Below are 3247 nucleotides of genomic sequence, written 5' to 3' on the forward strand. Positions count from 1 at the left end.
CAGCCATCATGATCTTGCTCATCGCGGCTCACTCCTTCTTGTGTCAACGGATACGCAGGCTCCCAGCACCTGTCCGGCGGGCCTCAACGAGGAGTACCAGCCGGGGCGTTGCTGAGATGCCTGCGCGCGATTACAGTGTAAACGTACGGTCCCCGACCCTAAGTGTGCAAGCTACTGGGCCAGCCCCTCGATGCCCTCGGTCGAGAGTCCGTACCCCAGACCGACCCACACGGAGAGAACACAGGTGAGCAGCATGAGCGACAAGATCTGGAGCCTGGCGACGACCGGAGCCGCGATCGGCGGCGGTGTGATCGCCAAGAATGTGACCGAGGGCTTGTGGAAGTTCGTCACCGGTAGTAGTTCCCCCAGCAACCCTGAGGACCCTGAGGTCAACTGGGGCGAGGCCGTCGCCTTCGCGGTCGTCTCCGGAGCGATCGTGCAACTCGTGAGGGTCATCATCAACCACAAGTCCACCCAGGTCTACACCAAGCGCAAGGGACACCTGCCCGCATCGGTGGCCAGCTGATCCGTCCGGCCGAGACCGGCGCCGGTCCAGGTGCAACGCGTTATGAGAGGCTGGGGGCATGGGAAGCCCGTCATGAATCCCCCCAGTGACAGCCCTCCGCGACGTCGTCTGGACCGCGAACGCATCGTAGAAGCGGCCCTCTCCAGCATCGAGGCCGATGGCGTGGAGCAGATGACCATGCGCAGTCTGGGCCGTGACCTCGGCGTGGAGGCGATGGCGCTGTACCGGTACGTCTCTGGCCGTGAAGACCTCCTGGAAGCTGTGGTGTCCCACCTCCTGGACGGACTCCTCCAGCGTGTGGAAGCAGCCGAGACCAGCAGCTGGCAGCAGTACCTGCAGCACGTCGCCCACGAAGTGCGAAGTGTCGCCATGGAGAACCCAGCCGCGTTCCCGCTCATCGTGTCCCGCCACCCTGCAACACCGTGGCTGCGGCCACCACTGCGTGACATCCAGATCGTCGAGCACCTCTTGGCCACGCTCGCCGCTCAAGGGTTCACCGACGACCAAGCCGTCGACACCTACAAAGCCTTCACCAGCTTTCTCGTCGGGTCATTGCTGCTCGAGGTCTCCACCCGCGTGGAGAACGTCAGCGCCGTCGAAGAACCGATGAACGAAGGAAGCGCCCAGATCCCCGAACAGGACACACCCGAATCGAACCTGGCTGAGACCGCCCCCCACGTACAACGCATGCGGGCACACCTCAGCCAAGACCACAGCGACGCCGAGTTCGAGATCGGTCTGGAAACCCTGCTCAACCGGATCGAAAGTACAGTCTCCCACTAGCAAGCTTGCCTACTCGCGCAAGAATTCATGAGACCTCTGGAGTGGGAGTCCAGCCCTGCGCGGTGAGCGCGAGGCGGTGCACGCGCTGCATAGTCAGGGCAGAGTTCAGGGAGGCGTGGTCGGAAACCGAACCCGTCTCCTTGAAGCAGAGAGATGCGCTCACTACAGCCCGAATCGTTATGACGGTGCTTCGATGGACTTTCCGAAGCACCAGCAAGCGGTACCTGCGGGCGGAGTGATCAGACCTCGGTACTTCTGAGTCGAATCGTTGCGTAGGCGAACTCAACGAGGTACGTGTTGAGGTTCTTGACAGCTTCCTCGGCGGACTCAACGTCCTTCCTGAGAATCGCGGTCAAGATTGCACGGTGCAGACGGGCGCCGGCGTGGATCTCAACTTCTTGGTCTTGGACGTGGGCGAACCAGAAGCGCCTGGAGAGCCCTTGCAAGGGTGCGATCGCATCCGCCAGGTAGTCGTTGTGAGCCGCGCGCACTATCAGGCCGTGGGTGTCCCGCACGGTCCCGGCGTACTCGTCCATGGTGAAGTTGTTGCGGTCGAGCTTGGAGGCCATCTGCTCCATGGGGCGGCGATCCGATTCGGTTGCGCGTTCGCAGGCGAGGCGCACCGCCAGCTCTTCCAGGCTGAGCCGTAGCTCGAGCAGACGAAGTTGTTCCTCGACCGACGTGGCCGGGATTAGCACACCCCGGTTGGGGTAGATGTGGACCATGCGGTGCCGTGCCAGCCGCTGCAGAGCCTCTCGGATAGGGGTGCGGCCCAGGCCGGTGAGCTCGGTGAGCTGCGCCTCGGACACGAGGGAGCCGGGCTCAAGTCGCTGGAAGACGATCAGCTCTTCCAGGGCACTGTAGGCCTCTTCTGCTTTGGCGCCGCTGCCCATCTGACTCCTCTCGCCTCGTGCCGCAGTGTAGGACGGCAGGACATCGAATCTGCAACGACCTCTTGCCAAGCAGCCAATATGTTGGTTGTATACCGGTCATCCTACGGGGCGATGCCCCGTCCACAACCGGCTGGAGAGACGATGAAGTACGACCCCACCCGCGAGAAGAGCCCCCTGCCCTACTCCCCGTTCAAGAGCTGCACGGTCCCGCGTCCGATCGGCTGGCTCTCGACGATCAGCAGCGACGGCGTCGAGAACCTCGCGCCCTACAGCCAGTGGCAGAACCTCACGTTCGACCCCCCAATGGTGATGTTCTCAGCGAACCAGTACCCCGACGGCCGCCGCAAGGACACTGTTGTCAACGCCGAGGAGACCGGCTGGTTCGTCTGGAACATGGCCACGTGGGACCTGCGGGAGGCGGTGAACATCAGCGCGATGGCACTGCCGGCCGGTGAGAGTGAGTTCGAGCGCGCCGGGGTCCGGCGGGCCAACGCCGACCTGGCCCCCGCACCGATGGTCGCCGACAGCCCCTGCCACTTCGAGGTCCGCTACCTCTCCACGCACCGCCTTCCGGGCAACTCACCTGTCGGTTCCATCGACATCGTCTTCGGTCGGGTCGAGCGCATCCACGTCAAGGACGAGGTCGTCACACCTGAGGGCAAGCTCGACATCCCGCGCATCAGGCCGCTGGCGCGACTGGGCTACTACGACTACACGACCGTGACCGAAACTTTCGAGATGCGCGTCCCCGGAGCCGACGAGGCCGCCGGCATGGGCCTCGAGGGCGCCCCGGCCTGAACGTCCCCACACACCGAACAGGAACTGACATGACCACCAATCCCGACAGCGCCGTCGGTACCGGCACCACCCTGGTCGACACCCAGGGGCACCGGGCCCGCGACCTCATCGCCGTCAACGCCGGCAACACCCTCGAGTGGTACGACTGGACGATATACACCATCTTCGCCCCCTACTTCGCCAGCCAGTTCTTCCGCTCTGACGACTCCGTATCCGCACTACTCGCGACTCTCGCGGTCTTCGCGGT

4 protein-coding genes and 1 pseudogene are annotated in these 3247 nt (G+C 63.9%); 4 read left to right on the forward strand and 1 reads right to left on the reverse strand.

Annotated elements, in window-relative coordinates; genetic code table 11:
* Positions 1-253: 253 nt before the first annotated feature.
* Both DI573_RS14500 and DI573_RS14505 read left to right on the forward strand, forming a co-directional pair.
* Positions 254-526, forward strand: a complete 273-nt coding sequence (locus DI573_RS14500; RefSeq protein WP_292815809.1) for a DUF4235 domain-containing protein — start codon at positions 254-256, stop codon at positions 524-526.
* Positions 527-598: 72 nt separating this feature from the next.
* Positions 599-1309, forward strand: a complete 711-nt coding sequence (locus DI573_RS14505) for a TetR/AcrR family transcriptional regulator C-terminal domain-containing protein (protein WP_029541387.1) — start codon at positions 599-601, stop codon at positions 1307-1309.
* A 239-nt stretch (positions 1310-1548) separates the two neighbouring features.
* On the opposite strand, the gene DI573_RS14510 is transcribed toward DI573_RS14505, so the two are convergent.
* Entirely contained in the window at positions 1549-2202 is a 654-nt protein-coding gene (locus DI573_RS14510; protein WP_292815815.1) for a GntR family transcriptional regulator, read from the reverse strand.
* A 141-nt stretch (positions 2203-2343) separates the two neighbouring features.
* Here DI573_RS14510 and DI573_RS14515 point away from each other — a divergent pair, with 141 nt between their 5' ends.
* Together DI573_RS14515 and DI573_RS14520 are read left to right on the forward strand one after the other, a co-directional pair.
* Positions 2344-3000, forward strand: coding sequence for a flavin reductase family protein (locus DI573_RS14515; RefSeq protein WP_292815818.1), 657 nt, complete (start codon positions 2344-2346; stop codon positions 2998-3000).
* A gap of 29 nt (positions 3001-3029) precedes the next feature.
* Positions 3030-3247: pseudogene (locus tag DI573_RS14520) on the forward strand (MFS transporter); the annotation flags it as partial.

It is taken from the genome of Microbacterium sp., from assembly GCF_003248605.1.
Lineage (GTDB): Bacteria > Actinomycetota > Actinomycetes > Actinomycetales > Microbacteriaceae > Microbacterium.